The sequence below is a fragment of the Nocardia noduli genome, from assembly GCF_019038455.1.
Lineage (GTDB): Bacteria > Actinomycetota > Actinomycetes > Mycobacteriales > Mycobacteriaceae > Nocardia > Nocardia noduli.
In genome coordinates this window covers 57,856-80,207 of sequence record NZ_JAFMPL010000001.1, presented here as the reverse complement: position 1 = coordinate 80,207, position 22,352 = coordinate 57,856, and the positions used below count along the sequence as shown (strand labels likewise).

Annotated in this window: 22 protein-coding genes; 4 read left to right on the top strand and 18 right to left on the bottom strand. The window is 66.4% G+C overall.

Annotation, left to right across the window (positions count from 1 at the left end; genetic code table 11):
- Positions 1-113: 113 nt before the first annotated feature.
- Positions 114-707, top strand: coding sequence for a GNAT family N-acetyltransferase (locus JZ792_RS00435; RefSeq protein ID WP_216905517.1), 594 nt, complete (start codon positions 114-116; stop codon positions 705-707).
- An 83-nt stretch (positions 708-790) separates the two neighbouring features.
- On the opposite strand, the gene JZ792_RS00430 is transcribed toward JZ792_RS00435, so the two are convergent.
- Together JZ792_RS00430 and JZ792_RS00425 are read right to left on the bottom strand one after the other, a co-directional pair.
- The gene (locus JZ792_RS00430; protein ID WP_216905515.1) at positions 791-2,017 is read right to left on the bottom strand and encodes a cytochrome P450 family protein; all 1,227 of its coding nucleotides are present in this window, start codon (positions 2,015-2,017) and stop codon (positions 791-793) included.
- 19 nt (positions 2,018-2,036) lie between these two features.
- Positions 2,037-3,284 (bottom strand): cytochrome P450 family protein, encoded by a 1,248-nt coding sequence (locus tag JZ792_RS00425; protein WP_308165081.1) that lies wholly within the window; start codon positions 3,282-3,284, stop codon positions 2,037-2,039.
- 488 nt (positions 3,285-3,772) lie between these two features.
- Between JZ792_RS00425 and JZ792_RS00420 the strand changes: the two genes are divergently transcribed.
- Entirely contained in the window at positions 3,773-4,306 is a 534-nt protein-coding gene (locus tag JZ792_RS00420) for a hypothetical protein (protein ID WP_216905513.1), read from the top strand.
- Between the two features lie 285 nt (positions 4,307-4,591).
- Here JZ792_RS00420 and JZ792_RS42855 read toward each other — a convergent pair whose 3' ends face one another.
- From JZ792_RS42855 to JZ792_RS00400, 4 genes are all read right to left on the bottom strand, one after another.
- Complete coding sequence (locus tag JZ792_RS42855) at positions 4,592-6,559, bottom strand: S9 family peptidase (protein WP_216905511.1); 1,968 nt, start codon at positions 6,557-6,559, stop codon at positions 4,592-4,594.
- Between the two features lie 95 nt (positions 6,560-6,654).
- On the bottom strand, positions 6,655-7,248 hold the full coding sequence (locus JZ792_RS00410; protein WP_216905509.1) for a hypothetical protein: 594 nt from the start codon (positions 7,246-7,248) through the stop codon (positions 6,655-6,657).
- A 305-nt stretch (positions 7,249-7,553) separates the two neighbouring features.
- Positions 7,554-7,976, bottom strand: a complete 423-nt coding sequence (locus JZ792_RS00405; protein WP_308165079.1) for a DUF4185 domain-containing protein — start codon at positions 7,974-7,976, stop codon at positions 7,554-7,556.
- A gap of 202 nt (positions 7,977-8,178) precedes the next feature.
- Positions 8,179-9,174 carry an SMP-30/gluconolactonase/LRE family protein gene (locus JZ792_RS00400; RefSeq protein ID WP_254189071.1) on the bottom strand — a complete coding sequence of 332 codons (996 nt, stop codon included), beginning with the start codon at positions 9,172-9,174 and terminating at the stop codon, positions 8,179-8,181.
- A 121-nt stretch (positions 9,175-9,295) separates the two neighbouring features.
- Here JZ792_RS00400 and JZ792_RS00395 point away from each other — a divergent pair, with 121 nt between their 5' ends.
- On the top strand, positions 9,296-9,763 hold the full coding sequence (locus JZ792_RS00395) for a MarR family winged helix-turn-helix transcriptional regulator (protein WP_254189070.1): 468 nt from the start codon (positions 9,296-9,298) through the stop codon (positions 9,761-9,763).
- Between the two features lie 52 nt (positions 9,764-9,815).
- Positions 9,816-10,010 carry a hypothetical protein gene (locus JZ792_RS00390; protein WP_216905507.1) on the top strand — a complete coding sequence of 65 codons (195 nt, stop codon included), beginning with the start codon at positions 9,816-9,818 and terminating at the stop codon, positions 10,008-10,010.
- A gap of 180 nt (positions 10,011-10,190) precedes the next feature.
- Here the strand turns inward: JZ792_RS00390 and JZ792_RS00385 are convergent, their stop codons facing one another.
- From JZ792_RS00385 to JZ792_RS00330, 12 genes are all read right to left on the bottom strand, one after another.
- Positions 10,191-11,537 carry a permease prefix domain 1-containing protein gene (locus JZ792_RS00385; RefSeq protein ID WP_216905505.1) on the bottom strand — a complete coding sequence of 449 codons (1,347 nt, stop codon included), beginning with the start codon at positions 11,535-11,537 and terminating at the stop codon, positions 10,191-10,193.
- On the bottom strand, positions 11,537-11,899 hold the full coding sequence (locus JZ792_RS00380) for a PadR family transcriptional regulator (protein WP_216905503.1): 363 nt from the start codon (positions 11,897-11,899) through the stop codon (positions 11,537-11,539). Before JZ792_RS00380 ends, JZ792_RS00385 begins: the two co-directional genes overlap by 1 nt.
- 118 nt (positions 11,900-12,017) lie before the next feature.
- Positions 12,018-13,859: an AfsR/SARP family transcriptional regulator gene (locus JZ792_RS00375; protein ID WP_216905501.1), complete on the bottom strand. Its 1,842-nt coding sequence runs from the start codon at positions 13,857-13,859 to the stop codon at positions 12,018-12,020.
- Between the two features lie 104 nt (positions 13,860-13,963).
- Positions 13,964-14,794, bottom strand: a complete 831-nt coding sequence (locus JZ792_RS00370; RefSeq protein ID WP_256461319.1) for a class I SAM-dependent methyltransferase — start codon at positions 14,792-14,794, stop codon at positions 13,964-13,966.
- The gene (ubiG, locus tag JZ792_RS00365; protein WP_216905497.1) at positions 14,787-15,521 is read right to left on the bottom strand and encodes a bifunctional 2-polyprenyl-6-hydroxyphenol methylase/3-demethylubiquinol 3-O-methyltransferase UbiG; all 735 of its coding nucleotides are present in this window, start codon (positions 15,519-15,521) and stop codon (positions 14,787-14,789) included. The genes JZ792_RS00370 and ubiG overlap by 8 nt, the downstream gene beginning before the upstream one ends.
- On the bottom strand, positions 15,518-16,729 hold the full coding sequence (locus JZ792_RS00360; protein ID WP_216905495.1) for an FAD-dependent monooxygenase: 1,212 nt from the start codon (positions 16,727-16,729) through the stop codon (positions 15,518-15,520). The genes ubiG and JZ792_RS00360 overlap by 4 nt, the downstream gene beginning before the upstream one ends.
- On the bottom strand, positions 16,726-17,166 hold the full coding sequence (locus tag JZ792_RS00355) for an ester cyclase (protein ID WP_216905494.1): 441 nt from the start codon (positions 17,164-17,166) through the stop codon (positions 16,726-16,728). Before JZ792_RS00355 ends, JZ792_RS00360 begins: the two co-directional genes overlap by 4 nt.
- A complete protein-coding gene (locus tag JZ792_RS00350) occupies positions 17,156-18,286 on the bottom strand; it encodes a 3-oxoacyl-ACP synthase III family protein (protein WP_216905492.1) in 1,131 nt (376 codons plus the stop codon). Before JZ792_RS00350 ends, JZ792_RS00355 begins: the two co-directional genes overlap by 11 nt.
- A 14-nt stretch (positions 18,287-18,300) precedes the next feature.
- Positions 18,301-19,581 (bottom strand): beta-ketoacyl-[acyl-carrier-protein] synthase family protein, encoded by a 1,281-nt coding sequence (locus JZ792_RS00345; protein WP_254189068.1) that lies wholly within the window; start codon positions 19,579-19,581, stop codon positions 18,301-18,303.
- Positions 19,578-20,846 (bottom strand): beta-ketoacyl-[acyl-carrier-protein] synthase family protein, encoded by a 1,269-nt coding sequence (locus JZ792_RS00340; RefSeq protein ID WP_216905490.1) that lies wholly within the window; start codon positions 20,844-20,846, stop codon positions 19,578-19,580. Before JZ792_RS00340 ends, JZ792_RS00345 begins: the two co-directional genes overlap by 4 nt.
- Positions 20,847-20,874: 28 nt before the next feature.
- Positions 20,875-21,312 (bottom strand): acyl carrier protein, encoded by a 438-nt coding sequence (locus tag JZ792_RS00335; RefSeq protein ID WP_216905488.1) that lies wholly within the window; start codon positions 21,310-21,312, stop codon positions 20,875-20,877.
- Positions 21,313-21,347: 35 nt separating this feature from the next.
- The gene (locus JZ792_RS00330; RefSeq protein ID WP_216905486.1) at positions 21,348-22,322 is read right to left on the bottom strand and encodes an ACP S-malonyltransferase; all 975 of its coding nucleotides are present in this window, start codon (positions 22,320-22,322) and stop codon (positions 21,348-21,350) included.
- Between the last annotated feature and the right edge of the window lie 30 nt (positions 22,323-22,352).

Genomic DNA, 22,352 nt, shown 5'->3' with positions numbered 1-22,352 from the left:
CGAGAAGCTCCTGTCCTAGAGATCATCCCAGGGTAAGGGGGCGCACCCGGCGCGAGATCCCATCGCTGTCGAATTCGATTGCTGTAGCCGACAGTTCCTGCTGTCCTATGAACATGGCCTTCCGATACCCGGACGATGTTCCGGTCCTCGCCTCGGGCGAGGTCACACTGCGCGCGCATCGACAACAGGATCTCGACGCGATCGTCGAGCAGGCCCGCGACGTCGAGATGGTGCGTTACACGACGGTTCCGCGGCCGTACGGTCGCGATGACGCGCACGACTTCTTACAGCGCTCTGCCAGCGAGTGGGAAAAAGGTACGCCGACCTCGCGCCGCGGATGGGCGATCACCACGTCCGTAGCGGCGGAACAACCGCGATTCCGCGGCACCGTCGACTACCGACCGACCGGGGTGGGCACCGCCACGATCGGATTCGGACTGCATCCGGCCGCACGGGGTGCGGGCCTCATGGGCCGAGCGGTGAGCCTGGTCCTGGAGTACGCCTTCACGCACGACGACATCGAGGTAATGCACTGGCAGGCCGTCGTGGGCAATTGGGCCAGTCGCAAGACAGTGTGGAAGTTGGGTTTCCGCCTCGAGGGCACGGTCCGCAAACTCCTCGTCCAACCAGGAAGCGCACACGACGGATGGATCGCCACACTGCACCGCGACGATCCTCGCCGCCCGTGTGAACCGTGGCCGACGTGACCACCGGCCCATCGAGAACTCTCCCCGGCCGATCGGCGCAGGCCCCCCGCGACGGCGGGGTCAATGGTCATCGACCGCGAATGTCAACGCTGGTTCAGGCGGACCGGGATGGTGCGGTGGCCGTTGACGACGATGCTCGGGATGTGTTCGAGATCGCCGGGATCGGTGGCGAGTTCGATGTCGGGGAATCGCGCGAACAGCGCCGGTAGGGCGATCGCGGCTTCCAGGCGGGCCAACGGTGCGCCGAGGCAGTGGTGCGAGCCGTAGCCGAATGCGAGGTGGTCACTGTGTGGACGATCGAGATCGATCGCATCCGGATCGGTGTGGACTCCCGGGTCACGTCCTGCCCCCGCGAGCGAGGCGAGAATGACTTCGCCCTGAGCGATGCGGACGCCGTCGCCGAGGTCGATATCGGTGACGGCGAAACGAAACGGCATGTGCACGATCGGCGGCTGGACCCTGAGGATCTCCTCCACCAGGTTCGTCCACGGCACCCGCGCGCCCGTCAGGTCCGCACGCAGTCGACGGTCGCCGAGCACGGCGACGATCGCCTGATCCAGCAGGTGGGTGGTGGTTTCGTAGCCGGCGGTGATGATCAGCATCAAGGTGTCGCCGAGTTCGCGCGCACTGAGCGCTGTCTCGTCCTTCTCGTACGCGGCCAGCAGTGCGCTGGTGACATCGTCGCCCGGATTCGCTCGTTTGTCGGCGATGAGTTCGTCGAGTACCCGATACAGCGTGACGAAGTTGGCTCCCGCCTGTTCGGGGGTGAGCGTGGTGTCGAGGATGGCCGTGGTGCAGGCGCACAATTCCGCGGCGGGTCCCGGCGCTACGCCCATCAGTTCGCAGATCACCCGGATCGGCACTTCGTCGGCGAAACCCGCACGCAGATCGACGATTTCGTCGACCTGCGGCACGGCGAGCCGGTCGAGCAGGTCGGTCGTGATCGCTTCGATGCTCGGGCCCAGCGTCTCGAGGCGACGGCGGGTGAACACCGGCGTCACGATCGCGCGCAGACGCTTGTGGTCGGCGCCGTAGGTGGTCAGCATGCTGCGTACCGCCACCCACGGATACATCACCCAATCGGGGGCGATGTCACCGTTGACCAGTGCGGGCCAATGCTGTTGGGCGTCTTTGGAGACTCGCGGATCGGTCAGCAGTTTCTTGAGCGTGGCCGCGTCGTTGACCGCCCATGCCTCCACATCGCCCGGTAGCCGGACACGAGCGATCGGGCCTCGGGCGCGCAGGCACGCCAGTTCCTCGGTCCACGCGGAGCCGGTGAGGACGAACGGGTCGTGGGCACGCACGATCATGAAACCTCCTGTGAGCCGATCACGGCGACGCCGGGAACACGGCGGGAGCGGGTGGGAAGACGACGGGCAACGTGACCACGGCGCGGTGGAAGGGCCCCGACCTCCATCGGGGCACTTCGTCGGGCGGCAGCCGAAGATCGGGCAGGACGTCGAAAAGCTGGTCGATGGCGCGCTGGACGATGATTCCGGCGATATCCTGCGCCGGGCACGCGTGCGGTCCCGCACCCCACGACAGGTGGGAGCGGTTGCCCCACCGGTCGATCACGTCGAACCCCCTGGTGGGTTCGAGGGCGGGATCGGAGTTGCAGGCGGCCATGCTGATCACCACCGGCTCGTCGGCCGGAAGCCAGACATCATCGATCAGTTGGGGTTGACGCGGGTAGGTGATGCAGAAATTCGGCAGCGGGGTGTCGGTGAACAGAACCTCGTCGATCGCGTCCCTGGTCACCAGGGAACCACCGTGCAGCCCGCCGGCGAATCGTTCGTCGGTCAGCGCGATGAGTACCGCGTTGGTGATGAGATTGCAGGTGGTCTCGGTACCCGGCCCCAGCAGCAACGCCGTCTGCTCGACGACCTCGATATCGTCGAGGCCGTGCTCGTGCTGGATCAGCCTCGACATCATGTCCTGGGCGGGATGGGCGCGTTTGCTCGTGACGGCTTCGTACAGGGCCGCCCCGAACCGTTCGCCCGCTTCGGGGACACCGTCCATCATGGCGGCCATCTCGGCCCATACCTGATGGGCTTGGCGGGTGGTGAGGCCGAGTAGTTCGCACATCACCCGAACGGTGAGCGGCAGCGCGTACTGCGCACGCAGATCCGCGCTACCCGCCGCGTGAAACTCGCCGATGAGACTTTCCGCGGCCCGCTCGACGGCTTGCTCCACCTTGAACCGATCCGCCTCGGCGAGAGCCGCCTTGATCGTCGCGCGATAGCGGCTGTGCTCCACTCCGGCGCATCGCAACGCGTTGCGGCGCCCCCGCAAGACCTCGAAAACCGGGCTGTCCGTACGAGCGGTCTTTTCCCACCTGGTCGGATCGGCGGGGAAATGTTCGGGGTCGTTGAGAATTCGCACCGCGGCCTGCCATTCGACCACCAAGGTGGCCGCCACACCCGGGGCAAGCCATACCGGCGCGATAGAACCGTACGTCTCCCGCATGTATCGATAGCCCTCATGCGGCGCGGAGGCGAACCGCTCCGAGAACAGCGACACCCGCGACTGCGCGGTCCCCGTGGGCCCCGCGTCGCTACGCCGCGATACCGGCAGCACGGCCACCAACCTCTGCCGATGCGGATCTGTTGGACGACAACAGTTCCAGACGTGTCAGATTCGAATGACCGTGTCCCCGAACCGGATCGACGACCGAAGGCATCCACCCGCCCGGCTCCGCCCACCACGGTAGTTCGTGTGCCACCCCCACATCTACCCCCGAGAGGGTCGACGGCGGTGACGAAAATCGGGCGATCAGAGCCAAAACACGACCTCGTTCGAGAGTTGATCTGCACGTGGTATCGGCAAACACAGTACGGCACAGATCATTTCCAGCGCACCGACTTCGGCGATCGCACTGGTCCCGACCGATTCGCCGACCGTCTCGACAGCCCAGGCCCGTTGATCGTCACCTGGCGGGGGCGTGCCACGAGATCGCCGCCCGAGTTCCGTGGTGCCGCCGTCGACACTCCGATCGGCACCGCGGGTTTCGTTCGGCCCGCATCTATCCAGGGCGAGGTAGCGGCAAGGGCGGTATCGTTCCCGACATGTCCGCTGCGTCCGTCCAGGCTGCGCGTCTGCGCGGCGCGATGACGGGCGCGGTGTCGGGCGGGGCGGCCCTCGCCGCGCACGGCATCGGCGGCGGGATGGTCCCGACCGACAGCGCCCTGGTACTGCTGGTGGCAGGATGCACGGCGGTCGGTGTCATGGGGGCCCGGCCGGCGGGACGTCGGATGCCGGTACTGGTCGCCCAACTCGGTGCGGGCCAAATGCTCGGTCATCTCGTGTTGGCTATGACCTCACAGCACACCCACCCGATCGCGTTGACACCGGCGATGTTGTTCAGCCACCTCGTGTTCGCCGTCACCGTCGGTATCACCTTGGGCGTCGCCGAACACTTGGCACGGGCGGCGCAGTTGTCGGTGCGCCGGTGGCTGGTGCTGCTCGCCCACGACATCGGAACCCTCCCCGAGCCCGTACGTTTTGCCGTGTCAGCACGCAATCCGGCCGCGCCCGGCGGACTTCTGCTGAGTTCGGGATCGGGTAACCGCGGGCCGCCGGTGACCACGGCCGTCCTGTGAGACGGTCCGGGTAGGTCGGAAGTTCCCGCGCCGGACGGTAGTGCTGTTTTCTACCGGAGGACGCGGTGCGGCCGACGTTCTCGCACGCGTTCGGCTGCCGCCTTCGGCTGCCGAACGGCTTATCCATTGCGCGCCGATATTCGCGCCGATCATGATCAACCGATCGGTCTCGGAGCGTGGCGTGGACGTGTTCGTGGTGGCGGCCATGTGATGCCGCCGATGTCATTCCGGCCGAGCGCACAGCATCGAACCGGTGGTGAGTCCTTGGTCGAGCGACCATTCCGCTCACCGGGTGAGGTTTTCGACGTCGACCGGCTCGATGCCCTCCTCCGGCGGCAGGGCGAAACCGAAAACCTGGCTGTAGAAACTCAATTCGGCATCGAGGGCGCGGCGGATATTCTCTGCTCGACGGAAGCCGTGTTGTTCGCCGTCGAAGACCACGTAGGCCACCGGGATCCGCCGGGCACGAAGCGCGTCGACGATCATCTGCGACTGGTTCGGCGGCACCACCGGATCTTCGCTGCCTTGCAGGACGATCAGGGGACTGCGGAAGCGGTCGACGTGGTGGATCGGCGATCGGTCACGATAGACGTCGCGTTCGGCCGGATATTCGCCGATCAGACCGTCGAGGTAGCGGCTCTCGAACTTGTGTGTCTCGGCCGCGAGCGCCTCGAGATCCGCGACGCCGAAATGGTCGGCACCCGCGGTGAAGGGACTATCGGTCCTGGTCAGGGCTGCCAAGGTCGTGAAGCCTCCGGCCGAACCGCCGCGGATCGCCAGCCGGTGCGGGTCCACGCGACCGTGTTCGCCCAGCCAGCGGGCCGCGGCGATGCAGTCGGCGACATCCACGACGCCCCACGCGCCTTTGAGCAGATCACGGTAGGCCCGGCCGTATCCGGTTGATCCGCCGTAGTTGACATCCACTACCGCGAATCCCCGGCTGGTCCAGTACTGGATGCTCGGCGACAGAACGGGCAGCGCGTGGGAGGTCGGGCCGCCGTGAATCATGACAAGCAGCGGCGGCAACTCTCCACTCGGCCCGCCGTAACCACTGCGCACGGGTGGGTAGAACAGCGCGTGCGCGGTCCGCCGCACACCGGAACCGTCCTCCGAGGGGAAGGCGATCGGCTCCGGGACGGAGATCTCCGCGACGCCGAGAGCGATCTCACGCGGCGCACGCAGCGTTTCGACTCGTGGTGCGGAGACACCGAATTCGATGCGGTAGACGCCGAATTCGGCGGTGGGCGTACCCGCCACCACGACTACGGAATCCGAACCGGCACGCTCGACCGCCGTGATCACGGAGAAGGGGAGGTCGAGATCGATCACCGACCCGTCCGCGCGGCGCATCCCGAGGCCGTCGTAGCCGTCGCGCCACCGCGCGAACACGATGCTGCCGTCATCGAGTACCGCGTAACGGGCCGAGCCCAGTTGCCAAGCGGGAACGCCGATCTCGGCGTCCAGTTCGCTCACCGGAGCGACCGCGCCGCCGCGAGTCCAGCGGTAGAGATTCCACCACCCGCTGCGATCGGACAGGAACAGCAGCGAGCCGTCGGACTGCCAGCGCGGTTCCAGCACCGACTCCCCCGGGCCACCCGCGACGACAGTGTCGGTCGAGGTCGCGAGATCACGCACCCGCAGGACGGTGTCGTCCCACGGCATGGAGGGGTGATCCCACGACACGAGCGCCAGCGAAGCACCGTCCGGGCTCAGTCGAGGCGCGGCGACGAAATCCGAGCCGCTCACCAGGACCTCCGGCTCCGAGGAGGGGTCGGCGCGCAGACGCACGATCTCGTTGCGGACATCGACAGCCCCGCGACCGTCGGCAGGGTGGCGTTCGCGGACCGCCACGACGCCGTCGCGGGCGAATACCCCGTCCGCGTACCGGTCACCGCGCGGCACGGCGGGAATCGGAGTCCAGGCAACGGGCACTCCCCCTGGCTCGAGCCGGTACACCCGCTGGTCGTCCCAGTTGGTGAACCAGACCACGCCGTCGGCGACCCACCAGGCCGCACCGCCGTATTCGTGGACCGCGGTCCGCGCGTCCATTCCCTCCGGAAGCAGATCGGTACCGGTGCCGTCGGCACCGCGGCGCACGATCTGGGTACGGCCGCCCTCGGTGGGACGCCCCTCCGACCAGTAGACGTCGGTCCCGTCCACCCGCACCTCCGACAACCGCACCGCGACGGAGACGACGGATTCGGACGTGACGGGAGTCGGCCAGGATCCGAACGGCAACTCGGTAATGGTCACCGGACAAGGCTAGTCGTCGGCGCGGCGACCCTGGACGAGCCCAGCTGGATTCCCGAGTTCGATCTGTCGGGCGGATCGGTTCGCTCGTGGGCCGTTCAGGCCGGACCGCCACGGGGTGAGCGGCGCACGTGCGCGGTATACCGGGCTTTGATGTCGGCGGAGGCCTCGGCCTGCGATGACGCCTCACGGCTGTCGGATTCACGCCAGGGCCGGGCACCGAGAACCTCGTGCGCGGCCCGGACCCGCAGTAGCGCGGGGCGCGTCGCCGTCTCGAGCACGGCTTGCCGGGAAGCCGCTCGTATCGCCGGGCTGATCCGACGTAGCTGGAGCGGGTCGAAGATGGCCAGTACCGGGATCGGGCTGGCCGGAGGGTTGGCTCCGACCGCGACGTGACCGGCATTGCTCAACAGGAACATGACGTCCTCAGCGGGCGCGTCCATCGCAGCCTGTTCCCACCGCTGCTCCCGATGCCACGCCGACAACGCGCGCGCCACCTCTTCCTGATCGGCCGCACCCACGCTCCGCACATAGGGCACCACCACATCCCAGTACTGGTCCTCGGCCTCGAGGATCGCTCGGTCGACGGTATCGAGCAGCCCGGGCACCGATTCGCCCGGAACGACGATGCCGACCGGATCACCCTCGACATCACCGACCCGGACGGTTACGCATCCTTGCGAACTGCCCACCTCGACACGATCGACGACCAGCATCGTCCGGAACAGGCCCCGACCTGCCCGATTGCCCGCCCTGTCACGCTTCCCACCATCGCCCACCACCCGCGCATCCCTTCGGACAACCAGCACTGAACGACGAAGCGCCGAAGCACTGTCGACAGCACCAACGATACTCCCGCTTCGACCGCGATCAGGCTCAGCCGATCTGCCGTGGTTGAAACCTCGTTGGCGACAGTCTCATTCGAACCGGAGCGCGGCGCGGAGGCGAACAGCGTCGGTATGACGCTGTTCGCCCCGTTCGGTACGCCGTCCGGTCCCTATCCGACAGGAACCTCGAACTGCATGGCCCGATAGGGCCACCCCTCGTCGGTCTTCCACTGGGACACCAGCAATTGCAGTCCGTCATCGAGCGTGGATCCCGGAACGATGCTCGGCCCGTACAGTTGCGCGACCTTCCCGTCACCTTCCTCGCCCCATGCCGAACCTCGCAACGGGCGCACGCACATCTCGCCGAACTTCTCGGCAGACGGCTCGTGTTCGAGGACCGGTGTGGGCGGATTTCCCCAATTCCATTGTCCATCACGTGAACCCCAACCGATATAGGCATCGGGTTCGGTGATCCGGTCCTCGCGGACGCGGCGCAGGATGATGCCCTTGTCGCGTTGGAATCCGGTGGAGAGGACGTAGACCCACGCCCTCGACCACATCGACAGGGTGCCGCCGTCGCTTGTCCGCGACACCTGCCTGGCCGGAACTCCGTCGGAGATCCTCGATCAGTTGAGTGAATGGCGCGACCACGGTGTTCGATATGCCGTCATTCTGAATCTCAGCCCGGTCCACCCCGAACTCCGTGTCGGCCTCAGTTCTTCACTCCCCCTCGTGCAACTTCTCCGCGGCATGCGACGGCTCTGACAGCCGTCGGGGCGCGTGCGCGGACGTTGCTCAGATGCCGTCGACGGCGACGATTCGGAAGCTCGTGGGCGTGCCCGACCCCATAGGCCCGCCGCGGTCGAATTGGGAGGCGACGACCAGTGTTCGGTCGGCGAGCCGGACAAGGGTGGTCGGGATGTTCAAAGCGGGGTCGGTGAGCGCGTCGGTGCGGGTCGCGGTTGCGCCGTTGTCCGTGATCGACCATCGGCTGATCGTGTTGAGCGTGTTCTGGGCCGCCCATAGCGTGTTGTCTTGTAGTTCCAGGCCGTCGCCGTGGGTGAGGTCGCCGCCACGCAGCACGACTTTGTGGATCGGAGTGACGGCGTCGGGCGTCAGGGTGATGCGGTACAGCTCACCGGGGATCATGTCGACGACGAGTAGGTAGTCCCCGGCGGGGTCGACCACGATCCCGTTGAGGTTGAACGCGCCGGGATCACGGGGCGTCAGCATTCCACTCAGGTCGAATCCCACCGGCAGATCGGTTCGGGTGCCGTGTGTGATGGTCTCGTCCAGTTGTCGCGGGGTGACCCGGTAGACGACACCGCGGACCGAGTCGGTCAGATAGGCGGTGCCATCGGTAGCGATGGCGAGATCGTTCACGAAACGTGGGGCCGATCCCGGAACGTCGAAGCGGGCGAGCAGGGCGTGGCTGGTGATGTCGTAGACGGTGACGCCCGCGGTCGAGTCCGTCACCCACAGCCGACCGGCGCGATCGACCTCCAGCCCGTTGGCGGTGTGACGGCCGTCGGTGCCTTCGGGCAAGAAGACTTCGGCCGTGGTTGCCGCAGAGGTCGCACGGTAGATCGCGCCGGTGCTGTAGGAACCGACGTAGGTGTCCCCGGTCCGGGGATCGGCGGCGATGCCCTCGGGATACACGCGATCGCCGGGTAGCTCGTAGGCGGTTTCGATCGGCTCGTGGGCAGCGTCCGAGCCGCAGGCGGCGGCCAGGACCGTGAGAGTCGTTGCGGCGGTGAGGGCGAAGCGATGACGGAAGCGCGTGTGGAACATGGTCCTGCCTCGGTTGGCTCGAGTACATATGAGGTCATCTCTAAAATAGAGCTCTAAGTTATATTAGAGCTCTAATACACGTCAAGAGTCGAATGACAGGGCGGGCAGATACGATGCGTTCATGACGTCCATGCCACCCTCGGAGCGCCTCGGGTCCTACATCAAACGCGCTGAACAGGCACTCACGGTGGCCAAGAACGCGGCGTTGAAGCCGGCGGGCGTCACCGTGCCGCAGTATTCGGCCCTACTGTTTCTCACCGGGAATCCGGGTATCTCGGCCGCCGCGTTGGCCCGGCTGTGCGGTGTCACCCCGCCGACCATGAACACGATCCTGAACAATCTGCAAGAGCGGGGTCTCATCGAACGCAGCCAGCACGAGTGGCACCGCAATGTACTCGAGACCCGCCTCACCGAACGCGGCGCGGAGGTCATGCGGGACGCGGATGTGCGTGCGATCCGCGTGGAGCGTGCCGTGGGTGCGGCCTTCACCGACGAGGAGCGTGCCACCCTTCAGGACCTACTGACTCGTTGCGCCGATGCTTTCGACGGTATTCGCGCCGAGACGGCCGCAGACCCGAAACCTGGTTAGGCCGGCGGGATTTCAGCAAGGCCGCGATCGTGATGAACCCGCCGGAGCGTGCGTGAGCGAGAAGCCCGAGCGGTACGCGGTGTACGACGTACTCGTCGGCAATACGACCGGACTCGGGATATCCCGAAGGGGGACCCGCCAACCGACTCGAGGTATTCACGACGGATCCGATACCGCGAACGACCTCGTCATCGACCTGATAGAGATCAGTTCCCGGCGGAGCACGGCGACGGCCGAATCACCCTGAACCGATCGGAGAGCATTCCCCGCCGACTTGCTCGGCCCGCGTGTGAGTCGGCTGGAACGCGCACCGTGAGCTGGTTCCATATCCGCGGCGCGGCGGTGACGCGGGGGCTGTTGGCCGACCGGACCGCACGGCAACCCGGTGATGATGGGCCGTTTCGGCGGAACGGCAGCGGTTTCGTGTTCAAGCGAAGTCGAAAATCGGTGGCAGCACGACGATCACGGCGACGGCCCACGCACCGTAGACCGGCACGTACCGGGTCTGCCACCGTTCGACGTCGGCGAACCCACGCCGACCACGGACGAACCCGAAGCCAAGCCGCGCCGACCACACCAGATTCACCAGCAGCACCAGGTTCATGCCGAGTGCCACCGTCTTGTTCGGGGTGAAGCCGAATTCCGCGATACGCGAGAGCATCGCGGCCAGCATCACCATGTCGACGGCGAGGGCGCTGAGGATCAGGACCAGTTGCAGCCGGTCGAAGGTGTCGGGTGAGGCCAGCGGATCGCGCGCGGAGATCGCGTACAACAGCAATCCGAGCACCACCACGAGGATCAGATCCATCAGGATCAGCAGATTGCGGTCGATGTCGATCACGCTGCGGTTGGTCGCGAACGCCACCAGCAGCGCCGACAACATCACGATGGTGAGCGGAGTGAACACCCGCGTGAGTACCGGGGCGATGTTCTCCACCACGTTCTGCTTGGCCTCGACCAGCCACGCCGCGACGATCACCGCACCCGCGACGCCGAAGGGCATCACCCAGTCTTCGATGACCCATTCGATGTCCACGTCGAGCGTGTCGAACGCGCCCACCGTCAGCCCCGTCAGGACGCCGCCGCCGAAGGCCAGCAGGGTGAGGTAGACGATCCATTCGCCGGTGAATCGGACGAAATCCATTCGGCGACGGTCGGATCGCCACTGCCCGCCGACGTAGGCGAGACCGACCACGAACCACAACGCGATCGGCGCGTGGATCGCGGCGATGACCTCGGTCGAGCCATCCGGGGCGAAGGGAAAGACGTTCAGTACGACGGCCGCGAGCGCGAACGGCACCAGCAACCCAGCGGCGACACGCGGCGACACCTGCCGCTTCCACGCGAAACATCCAGCGAGGAAAGGTAATATGAACAGGCTGACATTGCGCGCTACCGCGGCGCCATCGAGTACCGCGAGGCCGACCTTCAACGTCAGCGCCGCGATGACGGCCAGGGCGAGCACGATGATCAACTCACGCTTGGGACGGTCGGCCTCACCTTCGGGTTCGGTCGGCAGCAGTACCAGCTGTTTCCACAGCCGATCGGAATGTTCGCGCGCGAACTCGCGCGAGATCGAGTCCACGCTGCCCATCCGTTTGACCGCGACCAGGAACGCCTCGTCGGATGCCAGTCCCACGCCGGTCAGGTCGGAAATCCGCTCGCGCAGATGGTCTTCCATCTCCTCGATGTCGGCGGCCGATATCGCACGATGCCGCTGGACATATCCGCGCCACTGCCCGATCTGCGCTTCCAGCTCGGCATCGGTACTCATCACGCCCACCCCTTCGCCACTGCCGAGGGCCGCTCGACACTGCGCCAGACCTGGCCGAGCGCGTCTGCCACGACCGCCCATTGCGTGCGGCGCTCGGCGAACGCGGCCCGGCCCGAATCGGTGATCGCATAGTGTTTGCGCCGCCGCCCACTGTCGGCGGACTGCCAACTGGACGTCACATAGCCCAGCCGTTCCAGCCGGTGCAGCAGTGGATAGAGCATTCCGTCGGTCCATTGCATACGCCCGCCGGACAACTCGTTGACGCGTTTGAGAATGGCGTACCCGTAGGAATCGCCGTCGGCGAGTATCCCGAGCACCAGCGGCGTCGCCGATGCCGCTACCAAATCTTTGTCGATATGCACCGGACTCCGATACCTAGATCTACTATGTATCGACGTTAGCAGACACGACCACATGGTCTCCGGAACAGGGGAAACCCGGACGCGGCGTTCAAGTGCTGTCGAAGCCGAGACGCACAGGTCAGGCAAGAAGGGGTTCGGCGGCAGCGGCACGCGCGAGTTGCTTCGCGTACAGCCGGTGGATCTCGAGCATGCGGTACTGGGCGCGGGTGCCGTCGGTCTGCTCTACGACCGACAGCAGGTGAGCGTCGACCAGTTCATCGAGGGCGTCCATCCCCGACGGGCCGGAATTGCCCGGCAGGGTGGCGGTCGTGAAGAGTTCGCGAGGGCCGAGGGTGGTGCCGAGGTATCGGAACACGGCGGCGGCGCGCGGACCCAGTCGATCGACCGTGGGGGCCATGCTGCGGCGGATATCGAAAGTGCCGTAACTGAATTCGTTCAGTCGCTGCTGCTCGTCCGACATCCTGCCGAGTTGACCCGCGACGGTCCAGTGGGGGCGGGCGGCCAATCTCGCGCCGACCGCCCGCAACGCGAGCGGAATGCCAGAACAACAGCGGGCGAGGGCACTCGCTGCCCATTCCTCGGCGCGTATCCGCTCGGCCCCGACATCGGCTTCCAATATTTCGATGCTCTCCGCCATCGTGAGTTCGCGCAGCACCACGGTGTGAATCCGATTGAGGCCGAGGGACACGCGACTGGTGATCAGCGCCGAACTGCGGGGCCCGACCGTGAGCAACGGTGCGATCTGCTCGGCACCGGCGGCGTCGTCGAGCAGCACCAATATGCGACGCTCGGCCAGCAACGCCCGATATCGAGCGGCTCGGGCGTGGGGATCGGCCGGGATCTCAGCATCGGAAAGGCCGATTCCGCGGAGTAGGCGCGCGAGTATCGCTGTGGGGCCGGCGGGTTCGGAGGTCCGACCGCCGAGATCCACGCGCAGCAGGCCATCGGGGAAACGATCGCGGAGCAGGGTCGCTACATGTGCTGCCAGGGCGGATTTGCCGATTCCGGGTCCGCCGGTGACCAGCACGGGACGGACTCCGTGACCGGTGTCCTCGGTGAATGCTTGCCTGATAGAGGCGATTTCGCCGTCGCGACCACGGAAGGTCATCGCATCGGGTAGCCGAGCGACCTCGGCGGCCACCGAAGTCGAGATCGAGACGAGACGGGGGATGCCGGGCTTCTGTCGGCCGAGCAGCCGCAGATGTAGCTCGCGTAACCGAGGACCGGGATCCACACCGAGTTCGGCGACGAACGCTCGGCGCATCCTGTCGTAGTGCGAGAGCGCTTCCGCACTTCGGTTGTCGAGATAGTAGGCCGTCAGCAGGCGTTCGTGCAGATCCTCGGCAAAAGGACTGTCCATCAGCGCTTTACGTAGATCGGCCGAAACCGCTTTCAGTTCACCCGATCGCAGCCCGGTGTCGGCCCGTTCGATCACCACCTCGTGCCGTAGTTGCCGCAGGCTTTCCCGGAAATTCCTGGCCCAGTCGCTGTCGAGTCCGGCACATGGCTCACCGCGCCACAGATCGAGGGCTCGCGCCAGGGTCGCGGGTCGATCGGGATGGTCGGCGTCCATGGCTCGTGCCGAAGCCAGGAGGCGGCGGAATTCGGTCAGATCGATGCGGTCCGGGCTCACCTCCAGCCGGTATCCGCCGAAGGTTCGCCGAATCTGTACCGGCGTCTCGGTATGCCCGGTGGCCGCGCGCAGAATCCGGCGCAACCGAGCCACGTATGTGTATACCGAATGCCGGACGGTTTCCGGGGGATCGTCCCACACGCGATCGACCAGAATATCGGTGGAAATCGGACGGTCGGGTTCGGCGAGGAGGACTGCCATAATTCCGCGTTGTTTGGAAGGCCCCAGATCTATGGTCCGGCCGTCGACAACCAGCTCCACGAACCCCAAGAGTCTGAATTCGACCATGTCCCCTACCGATAATATAAATCGACCAGTGAACACCACTGTTCATATAGTTCGGGGAGCGTAGCACGCGCCAATACCGGCGGCAAATACCTTATATGCGAGGCTTCACATACCCGTAACCCGAATTACGCTCCCGGTCGTCGTCATTCCGCTACACGCAGCCGCACGACACCGGAACGCAGCAGTGCGCCGGGCAGCACGGCGGCCGACCGCAGCCATACCGGCGAGCGACGCCACCGTGCCGCGGCCGAGAAGATCGACTCGCCGTCGACCCGAGTCCAGCCCTGGAAGAAGTCCACCCCTCGCGCGGGTCCGAACGCCCACCGGGCCTGTCCGAGATGTCTTCCCATGGTTCGGTTCACCAATCGCAGCATCGACGGGGTCCACAGGTCGGTGATCCACCAGCGGATCCCGGCCGCGAGCAGAATTTCCGACAGGGCCCGGACCTCGGCGGGCTCGAGGTATTGGAGCAAACCCTCGGTGATGACCAGCGGTTGTCGCGCACCATCGGCCATGGCCGTGACGACAGCAGCGGACGCCGCGGGGTCGGTCAGGTCGACCGACCCCCTCGTCACGCGACAGCGTGGCACCTCGTCGGCGAGCACCCGGTTCTTGGCATCGATGATCTTCGGCAGATCGACCTCGAACCAGGACAGAGCGGGCGGCAGATCGAGTCGATAGGGCCGGGTATCCCAGCCGGCCGCGAGGTTCAGCACACGGTCACAGCCCTCGGTCAGGGATCTCGTGATCAGGCTGTCGATCAACGCGGTCCGCACCACGGGCGGCCATCCATCGCGACTGCCCGGCACAGCCACTTTGGAGGACAAAACCGCCGCACGTAACTCTCCGGCCAATTTCTCGGCGATGGGATCGGTGAAGAGAGCATCCGGCCGCAACGATTCCTCGGCACGATAGGCAGCCATCCAGATCGCGGTATCGGATACCTCGGAAATAGAAATCAATGATTCAACCATGTGTCCTGTCTTCTTTTCGGCGGTGCGGTTTCCGGGCGACTCCGATATACGTGCACGACAGATCACCGGTTTCCTTGATCACGAGTTTGCCGCGACGCTTTCCGAGAATGGTCAGACCGCGTAGGCGACCGTCGCCGACCAGACCTGCGTCCGCGAGATAACCGCGCAGTTCGCTGGGCGTGATGAAGTCTTTCCACAGATGTACACCCTTGGTACCTACCGCGAGGAGGTACTCCGGAATCCAGATCATCACGATGCGTGAACGCACGGTCCGGTTGATCGTGTCGAAGCAGAACACCCCGCCCGGCGTGAGAACCCGCGCGATCTCGCTGATGGACCGGGCCGGGTCAGCCACATGCTCGAGCACGTCTACGCAGGTGACGATGTCGAAGGCCGCGTCGGGGAACGGCAGGGCCTCCGCGGTCCCCACGCTGTATTCGATATGCTTCCCGGTCTGCTCGGCATGACGTCGAGCCACGTCGATCAGACTCGTCGACGGATCGACCCCGGTTACCGATGCGCCACGGGCGGAGAGGAATTCGGTGGTGAATCCGCCGCCGCACCCGACATCGAGCACCCGTTTGCCCGCCCATTCGGCGATATGGGTATCGAAATAGGCGAAGCGCGGTCGCTGGAAGGAAGCCAGTCCGCTCATCTGCGAATCCTGGGACCACCAGGTGTCGGCGAACTGGGCGAAGAAGTATTCGTCGGTGCTGTTGCCCGTCATGGTCTCGCCTCGCTGTCGGCGGCCGCCCCCGGCACACGCCAGCGTCGACCGTAGGAAATATGGTTTCGTTCGGCGATCCGGAACGCGATCATCGGCCAGACCACTCGTTGTACCGCTTCACGGGTGCGGACCAGCAGCGGATGTTCGAAGGCACCCGCCTGCCCGATCAGATATGCCGTTCGCTGCATCGGCGAGGTACGCCTACGGCGTTCGGATTCGTACGACCGCAGCGCCGCGACCGGATCGTCCGCGTCGCCGAGATGACCGGCGAGCACGAGCGCGTCCTCCAACGCCTGGCACGCTCCCTGTCCGATGTCGAAGGTGATCGGGTGGGCCGCGTCGCCGAGCAGGGTCACCCGTCCGCGGCCCCAGCGCCCGGTCGGTTTCCGGTCGAAGACATCGTTGCGGATGATCGCGCTCTCCGGGGTGGCTGCCAGGATGTCCTCGACTGGTGGCATCCAGCCCCGGTGGCGCTCGGCCAGCAACCGTCGCACCCCGGCGTCGTCACGTCCGCCCGAGGGACCGTTGGCCACGCTCATCCAGTGCACCTTGCCCGGCGCGACGTCGTAGAAGGCGAAACGCGTTCCTGGCCCGAACAACCCGTAGAAGCTGCCCGGCGGGATGAGATCGTGCCGCAGTTCGGCGACACCGCGCCATGCGATATGCCCGTTGTAGCGCGCGGGCGACGGGCCGAACAGTGCCGAGCGCACCGTACTGTGTACGCCGTCCGCACCGATCAGCAGATCGCCGCGTTCCACACTCCCGTCCGACAACTCGACTGTCACGCCGGTGTGGTCGCTCTGTACCGCGACGACCTCCGCGCCCGTCCTGACCCGCGGCGCCGGTTCCCGCTGTGCCAACGCGCTCATAAGGATCGCGTGCAGAGCCGATCTCTGGATCGCTACCGTCGGCGTCCCGTAACGGTCGATGAAATCGGCCACCGGCCACCGGCCGAACAGCTCACCGCGCCAGGTGCCGAAGTGGCAGACTCGCTGCACGGGGGCGATATCGAGCACCGGTCCGAGCACGCCGAGGTAATCCAGCGCCAGGGTTCCGTTGGTCCAGATGTGCAGTCCCGCCCCACCGTCGCGCAGGGCTTCGGCGCGCTCGAAGATCCTGGTGGCGATCCCCACTCGCTGCAAGGCGAGTGCGGCGGCCAGCCCGCCGATTCCACCCCCGGCGATGAGTACGGTCGGCCGTCCACTCATGATCGCTGTCTCCGCCGCTTGCCGAAAAAGCCGAGGCCGAGTGCTTCCATCATCCCGTTGTCGACCCCGATCGCCCAGCGCTCGGCCATTTGTCCTGCCTCGAGCCGCCACACCACCACCCCGCGGAATTCGACCGGAGCGCCGGTCGGTGCCACACCGAGCAGGGTGCCCAGAAATGTTCCGCGCCACGTGCAGTGGATGACGACATAGTCGCCGTCGGCGCTGGACGCGTCGATGCTCACGTGTAGATCGGGGAAGGCGGCGCGCAGTCCGGCGATGGTGTACTTGACTCCGTCGATGCCCCCCGGCGCACCCGGCAGGCCCTGGTGATCCACCACGTCGGTTCGATAATGCACATCGCAGACCGTGGTGTCGCCCCTGTTGACGAAACCGTCGTAGACCGACCGCACGATCTCGAGGTTGTGCTCAGGCGACACCGGTTGCTCCATCGGGCGTCGGGGCTTCCCAGGTCATGGTGAGACCCGCGTACAGATATCGGCTGGCCTCGATCGCGAGCAGCATGACGGTGTCACCCGGTTGCACGCGCCCGCTGACCCAGCCCGCGTCCAGGGCCAGCGGAACCGCCGCGGACCCGGTCGCGCCGACATCGGCCAGGTTTTCGACCATCCGTTTGCCCAGGGTCGCGCGGTCGGCGTCCGAGACTCCGGCGGCGGCGAACTCCTTGGCGAAGTACTCCGCGTTGCCCTCGGGCACCACGTAGGCGTCGAAATCGGCCACGGCCGAACCCGAGCGGGCGAACATGTCCGCCATGGCCTCCGCGAAGACACGCGGCCCGAACTTCTGGGTGCCCGACACATCGAGTTTCATCTCGACGAGCCGCTTGCGGCGCACCTGGACCGCGGCCGGTGCGTCCGTGCCGCCGCCGATGATCTGCATACCAGGTTTGCGAGCACCGCCCATACACCGGGTTGCGAACGTGAATTCCTCTGCGGCGCCCGCACTTCCCGGCTCTCCCGCACGCAGCACCTGGGCGCCGGCGCCGTCGCCGAAGGTATAGATCGTGAGCAGGTCACGCATCCGCAGTTTCGCCGGATCCTGGCCGAGGAACATCGGAGCGAAAAGCGGGGAGATGGATTCGGCGCCGATCACGACGGCGGTCCGGTAGCTGCCGTCGGCCAGTAGCCGCCGCGCGTAGTCCAGCCCCTGCACCGCCCCGACACAGCCCGCGCGGAATTCGATGGCAGCGCACTGTTCCAGCCCGAGTTTCTCCTGCACATAGGTCACTGCCGCGGGTAGTGGGAACTCGGGACTGGCGGTCGACATGACGAGCAGATCGACTTCGGCCGGGTCGACACGGGCACGTCCCAGCGCCTGCCGGGCCGCCGCGACCGCCATATCCGCGGTGCCGGTCCGATGTTCACCGGTCGCCGGGTCGATGATCCAGTGTCTGGTCCGTACCTGAATCTCGTCGAGGACATCGGGCGGTAGCGCACCGCACAGCGTGGTCAGCGCGGCGTTGTCGATCGGATCCCCCGGCAGGTACGCCCCGGTGGCCAGCACCGAGACATGACGGATATCGGATGAGATGGTCGGCATTGATGTCTGTCCTTTCAACTCGCTGTGGTCAATCCGATCGCGACGGCCTGACCCTCCAGCCCGCGCGCCAACGCCAGAGCGTTGCCGGGCGCGGACTCCCTGGCCTCGCCCGCCACGACATCGAGATCGCAATCGACAGCGGGTTTCTCGAAGTTCGACGTCGGTGCGATGACGCCGCTGTAGAGCGACAGCGCGGCCACGGCGACGTTCAACGCGCCCGCGGCGCCGAGGAGATGACCGGTCTGCGGTTTCGGACTCGTGATCTGCGCGCGGTCGACATCGGCTCCGAGAGCGGTTCGCAGTGCGCGCATTTCGGAGATGTCGCCGAGCGGCGTCCCCGATCCGTGCGCGACAACCTGATCGACGATCCCGATGCCATCGACCGCCTGCGCGTCGGTGCGCGCTCGATCGATCGCCCGGACCAGGCCGCGGCCGTCGGCGGTACTGCCCGGTGCCCGTACCGATTCGTTGCCCATGCCGAAACCGGTCACCTCGGCGTAGCAACGGGCGCCACGTGCGAGGGCGTGCTCGCGTTCTTCCAGCACGAGGACGACACCGCCGTCGCCGAGCACCGCGCCGCTGTGACCGTGGTCGAAGGGACGACATGCCCGCTGCACGAGTTCGTTCTGTGTCGTCAGCAGTCCGAGGCCGTCCATCTTCGACATGGCCCACCACGTGGTGGCATCGTCGCAGCCGCCTGCCACCGCGATATCGGCCTCGCCGCGGCGCACCGTGCGCATGGCCCGGCCTATCGCAGTGGCTCCCGCGTCGGCGGCCCCCGCGTAATAGGCGTTGAGACCTCGTATGCCGAACATCAACGACACGTGGAAGCACACGGCGCTCTGCAACCCCTCCACATAGATCAGCGGCGGGATCACCGACGGCGCGAGCTCCCCTATCATCCGGATACTCGATTCCCCGTCCACATCCCGGATCCCGACGATGCCTGCGATCAGCGGATCGAGATCGCAGACGTCTTTGTTGCCGCCCAGATACAGTCCGGTCCGGATGCCGAGTGCGTCCTTGTCCAGCCCCGCGTCGCCGAGGGCGAGCCGTGCCGCGGCGATTCCGAATCGGTCACCGCGAGTCGACATCCGCATCGTGCGTGCCGACATGAATCGCGCCGGGTCGAAATCGGTTGCTTCCGCACCGATCCGGGTACGCAACGGCCCGGTGTCGTATGCGCGCAACGGGCCGACGGCGCTCCGACCGGCTGTCAGCGCGTCCCAGGTCGCGGTGACACTTTCGCCGAAGGCCGTCACGAACCCTATTCCGGTGATCATCACACGCCTCATGAAGCGGCCCTTCCGATGACGAGACTTGTGTTCGAACCACCGAAGGCCAGGGCGTTGACCACGACCGCCCGCACCGGCATCGCACGGGCGATGTGGGGGACATAATCCAGATCCAGCGCACGGTCCGGAGTGTCGAGATTGGTCGTCGGCGGCACGATCGACTCGCGAATCGCACCGAGTCCGGCGATCACGTTCAACGCCGCCGAGGCCGCGGTGAGATGGCCCGCCATGGACTTGGGCGAACTGACCACCAGCCGGTAGGCATGATCGCCGAAAACCTTCTTGATGGCCCGGGTTTCGGAGAGGTCGTTGCCGGGCGTCCCGGTCCCGTGGGCCACGATGTAGTCGATATCCGTTGTGCCCAGACCGGATTCGGCGATGGCCGCCTCCATCGCCTCGGTGGCGCCCGCACCGTCGGGTGGCGAATCGGTGATCCGCCAGGCGTTCAGGGTGGAGGAGAATCCCAGGATCTCCCCGTGCGGGCGCGCGCCGCGAGCGCGCGCCGATTCCAGGTCCTCCAGCACGAAGGCCCCCGCCCCCTCACCGAGTACGAATCCCGACCGGTGTGCGTCGAACGGACGCGAACCTGCCTGCGGCCTGTCGTTGTACCTGTCGGTCAGCGCACCGAGCACCCCGAAACCGATGATGTCCGCCCATGCGGTCAGCGAGTCGTAGCCGCCCGCCACCATCAGATCGGCGTCCCCCTCCTGCACCAGCCGAAACGCCTCGCCGATCGCGTGTCCGGAACCCGCACACGCGGTGTGGATTCCGACCATCGGACCGTGGGCCCCGAGCAGACGCGCCATCGCGTTGAGTGGGACGTTCTGGTTACCGGTCATCACCTGGCTCGGCGCCTGGGTGACGAAGGCGTCTCCGGTTCCCGATCGAGTCCGGGCACCCGCGATACGCAGCAGCAGGTCGACGCTCGGTCGGCCCGCGCTGGCACCCATCGCGACCCCGCGCCGGTCCGATTCGTAGGGGATCTCGCCGTCCAATCCGGCGTCACGCAATGCCTCGGTCACCGCCGCCAGCCCGAAAAGGCCCGGACGATTGACCCACCGCCGGTCGGCACGCGGGGACACCGCGACGGCCGGATCGAAGTGGTCGGGTACCTGACCGGCGATCTGTACCGGGAAGGTGGTGCAGTCGAAGGTCCTCAACCGACTGATACCACTGCGGCCGGCGATCATATTCGCCCAGGTGGTCGGGGCGTCGACGCCCAGTGGCGTCACCGCGCCCATACCGGTGATGACAACCCGTCTCATACGCCGCCCCCGATGCGTCCGGCGCGACTCAACGGGGTGCTCCCGCTGCCGCATTTTCGGCCTCGCGCTGCCGGGCCGCGAGCAGATGCACCAGATCGATCAGATTGCCGACGGTCACGAGGCCGAGTACCTGGTCACCGCGCAGCGGACCGGTCAGCGAATCGCGGTCGAACTGCGGCAGCACCTTTTCGAGATGGGCCAGCCCCACATCTGTCACGATCTCGTTCTCGTCCCCGAACTCGTCGTCGGGTATGCCGCCTTGGAGCAGATCGGCGACATCGGTGACCGAGATCGCCACCTCGGTGTCCCGGTGGATGCGGAACATGACGTCGAGCATGTCGATCGATTCCGCGCCGAGCTCATCGATCAAAGTGGACTCTCTGTGGATCTCGTCTTCTTCCAGTCCGATCGCGTCAGCGATGGACGTGATGACCACAGCTGTGAGCTCTTCGGCTGTACCGGTCATGTGACCTCTCCTTATCGGTTGTCGGAATTCGGATTTCAGCGGTAGGCCCTTGTCACGGCGGTCATGCGACGGCTGTCATTGGTGCTGCGAACGGTCGCGGCGCTCACCGTGCGGCCGACGAGCCCGCTCAGCACCCGGCCGGGGCCGACCTCCAGGTAGTCGGTGACGCCCATCCCGTCGGCGGTGGTGAGCACATCCACCCAGCGCACCCGACCGGTCGGTTGCCGACGCAGTAGTTCGCGCGCCTGTTCTCCACCCTCGACCACGGTCGCGGTGACGGAACTGATCAGCGGCAGGACCGGATCGGCGAAGACCACATCGGCTGTAGCCGCGGCGAATTCGTCTTCGATCTCGCCCATGAGCGAGCAATGGAACGGCGCGCCGACACGCAACTCGACCGTTCGGTCGGCGCCCGCGAACCTGGCCGCTCGCGCCGCGTCGAGCACCGCGCGCCGTTCGCCCGACAGCACCGATTGGCGCGGCTCGTTGTGGTTGGCGATCTCGACGACGCCACTCACGTCGGCACAGATGTCTTCGAGCAGGTGCACTGCGAGTCCGGATACGGCAACCATCGCCCCCGGCGTCCGGCGGGCCACGTCGGCCATCAATCGGCCGCGCACCCCGACCAGCCGCAACGCGTCGACACGGTGGAGTACCCCCGCCGCGACCAGGGCCGGGAATTCACCGAGACTGTGTCCTGCCACGAGTTGCGGCTCGACTCCGGCCGCGCGCAGAACCTCGTAGGCCGCGAGGGAAGTCGCCGCCACGGCGGGTTGCGCGATCTCGGTCGGAGTGAGCTGCTCGGCATCCGCGAAGGTGCACAATTCGGTCAGCGGCATGTCCAGCACTTCGTCGGCCAAGGCGAACAGTCGCGCGGCCTCCGGGTAGCGCTCGATCAGCCACGCGGCCATACCAGGTCGTTGCGCCCCCTGGCCGGGGAACATCGCCAGCATGCGCCGCGTTCGCGCGGCACCCTGAGGAGTGGAGATCGGAGCGAGGGGCGACGACATATCTCGACTCTGGGCCGCTTACCTAGGCGC

What these genes read in the sequence shown, in the direction of transcription:
- JZ792_RS00430 (WP_216905515.1), bottom strand. Translation starts at nt 2,017, where the DNA reads ATGATCGTGCGTGCCCACGACCCGTTCGTCCTCACCGGCTCCGCGTGG.
- JZ792_RS00385 (WP_216905505.1), bottom strand. Translation starts at nt 11,537, where the DNA reads ATGAGTACCGATGCCGAGCTGGAAGCGCAGATCGGGCAGTGGCGCGGA.
- JZ792_RS00435 (WP_216905517.1), top strand. Translation starts at nt 114, where the DNA reads ATGGCCTTCCGATACCCGGACGATGTTCCGGTCCTCGCCTCGGGCGAG.
- JZ792_RS00335 (WP_216905488.1), bottom strand. Translation starts at nt 21,312, where the DNA reads ATGACCGGTACAGCCGAAGAGCTCACAGCTGTGGTCATCACGTCCATC.
- ubiG (WP_216905497.1), bottom strand. Translation starts at nt 15,521, where the DNA reads ATGACGGGCAACAGCACCGACGAATACTTCTTCGCCCAGTTCGCCGAC.
- JZ792_RS00360 (WP_216905495.1), bottom strand. Translation starts at nt 16,729, where the DNA reads ATGAGTGGACGGCCGACCGTACTCATCGCCGGGGGTGGAATCGGCGGG.
- JZ792_RS00345 (WP_254189068.1), bottom strand. Translation starts at nt 19,581, where the DNA reads ATGAGGCGTGTGATGATCACCGGAATAGGGTTCGTGACGGCCTTCGGC.
- JZ792_RS00350 (WP_216905492.1), bottom strand. Translation starts at nt 18,286, where the DNA reads ATGCCGACCATCTCATCCGATATCCGTCATGTCTCGGTGCTGGCCACC.
- JZ792_RS00395 (WP_254189070.1), top strand. Translation starts at nt 9,296, where the DNA reads ATGACGTCCATGCCACCCTCGGAGCGCCTCGGGTCCTACATCAAACGC.
- JZ792_RS00400 (WP_254189071.1), bottom strand. Translation starts at nt 9,174, where the DNA reads ATGTTCCACACGCGCTTCCGTCATCGCTTCGCCCTCACCGCCGCAACG.
- JZ792_RS00340 (WP_216905490.1), bottom strand. Translation starts at nt 20,846, where the DNA reads ATGAGACGGGTTGTCATCACCGGTATGGGCGCGGTGACGCCACTGGGC.
- JZ792_RS00370 (WP_256461319.1), bottom strand. Translation starts at nt 14,794, where the DNA reads ATGGTTGAATCATTGATTTCTATTTCCGAGGTATCCGATACCGCGATC.
- JZ792_RS00330 (WP_216905486.1), bottom strand. Translation starts at nt 22,322, where the DNA reads ATGTCGTCGCCCCTCGCTCCGATCTCCACTCCTCAGGGTGCCGCGCGA.
- JZ792_RS00420 (WP_216905513.1), top strand. Translation starts at nt 3,773, where the DNA reads ATGTCCGCTGCGTCCGTCCAGGCTGCGCGTCTGCGCGGCGCGATGACG.